Below are 1820 nucleotides of genomic sequence, written 5' to 3'. Positions count from 1 at the left end.
GACGACGGCCCTCACCCCGGCGGCCGGCTCGCCCGCGTGTGGGACCGGCTCCGGGGGAGCCGTCAGGACGTCCCGCCCGCGCTGCCGGCCGTCAGTCTGTCCCACACCGCCGAAGAGCGCCCGTTGACGGTGCTCGCCTGGCGCGCCGCCGGGCAGGGGGCGGTCGGTGTGGACGTGGAGGACCTGGACAGCCCGCGCACGCGGCGGGCACTGGAGCCGGGCCCGGACGGCCGCGCCGTTTCGGACGCCGTCGCGTTCTCCGCCGAGCAGCTCGCCGTCTGGGACGGTCTGCCACGCCACCTGGCCTATGCCGCGCGCGTCGACGCCTGGTGCCGGGCCGAGGCACTCGTGAAGGCGCGCGGCACCGGATTCGCCACCGCGGACCCCTCCGCAGCGCAGCCGAGGCCGGGCGAACGGGTCCTGCCGCTCACCGCGGCGCAGGTGCCGGGACTGCCGGAGGCGGTCCGCGGCGTCCTGGTCCTGGCCCCGTCCGTCCGGTGATGCCCACAGGTGGAGGGGAGGGGCCGTCGTCGGGAAGAGGACTCATGCAGAGCGCAGAGCATCCGAGTGCGCACCGGCGGGATAAGCTGTACATGAGCAATGCGGGAGCAGCGAATACCCCGACAGTCTCAGATCACAATGACGTGAGAACGGAGAACTCTGATGGCGAAGAAGTCCCTGCCCTTGGTGGGCCTGTCCGTTGCAGCTGCCTTGTTCCTGACCGGCTGCGGTCAGGAAGGAGCGGCGGACTACGCGGCCGAGGTCGAGGCCCAGGCGCGCGAGACCCTTGACGAGCGGGCGAGCGAGGCTCGCGAGGGCGCGCAGTCCGAGGTAGAGGCAGTCAGGTCTGAGACCGAGCGCGTTCAGGGCGAGCTGAAGAAGGCCCTGGAGGCCGGCGACCGTCAGGTGCTGGAAGGCCTGATCACCGAGGAGACCAAGAAGCGCTGGGAGCAGTCGGGCACCGCCGACGCCTGGAAGGGGGCCACCGGCGTCGAAGTGAGGGTGGACGATGTCGAGGTCCCTGACTTCGAAGCCCCGGAGATCTCCTCTGTGGCGGACTACATCGGCGAGGACGTGTCCCGGGAGGACTACTTCGGGGATCAGGAGTATGTCCCCCACGTCGAGGGCGTTCCGTACCAGGACTACGAGTTCTCCGGGTACGAGCGTCCCGAGTCCGTGAGCGGCACGATCCGCTTCGACGGCGGGGAAGACCGCTGCCTCACGCTGAAGAAGGACGACGAGGGCTCCTACAGGGTCGATGCCGTGAGCAGCTGCGTGGCACCGTTCACGTCCCAGCTCGGAGGTGCGGGCCACGGCCACGGCGACGGCTCGGCACAGCCCGGTTCCCCGGTCCCTGCGGACTGGGTTCGCATCGGAGACCGCAGCCTCGCCGATGTCTTCGGCGGCCATCAGTCGGGTGGCCCCGCCCTGATCGCGGCGGGCGAGTACGAGATCTCTCTCGACGACTCCTTGGGTGAGGACAACGTCGAGCTCAAGGACTCTGACGGAACCGTCGACCTGTCCCAGGGGCTGCCGTTGCTCGTGGCAACCGAGGAGGTCGTGAAGCAGGCCCGTGAGCATGTGGCCGAGTGGAACAAGCAGCGGGAGTCGGTCACGGAGGGTGACAGCCGCTGTGACTTCAATAACGCCGAGCTCAAGGTGAACGGCGTGACGGTGAGGACGACCGGCACGGCGTGCAATAACTCGTGGATCGACCATGACAAGTCCGAGCTGCAGTTCCTGAAGACCGATCAGAACGTGCGCACCGAGGTGCAGAAGAAGGACTACGGATACGACCTGTACGTCACCTTCACTGCAGA

Annotated in this window: 2 protein-coding genes; both read left to right on the top strand. The window is 68.8% G+C overall.

The features are described 5' to 3' along the window. Window positions 1-501, top strand: a 501-nt coding sequence (locus MLY01S_RS11790) for a 4'-phosphopantetheinyl transferase superfamily protein (RefSeq protein ID WP_157531311.1), incomplete at its 5' end; no start/stop codon positions are given. 162 nt (window positions 502-663) lie between these two features. Further along, window positions 664-1820 (top strand): V-type proton ATPase subunit G (locus MLY01S_RS11785; protein WP_157531310.1); only part of this gene is annotated, 1157 nt, incomplete at its 3' end.

The organism is Micrococcus lylae NBRC 15355 (assembly GCF_001570885.1).
Classification (GTDB): Bacteria; Actinomycetota; Actinomycetes; order Actinomycetales; family Micrococcaceae; genus Micrococcus; species Micrococcus lylae.
The sequence above is the reverse complement of the archived record's forward strand: the minus strand, read 5'-3'. Positions and strand labels throughout refer to the sequence as shown.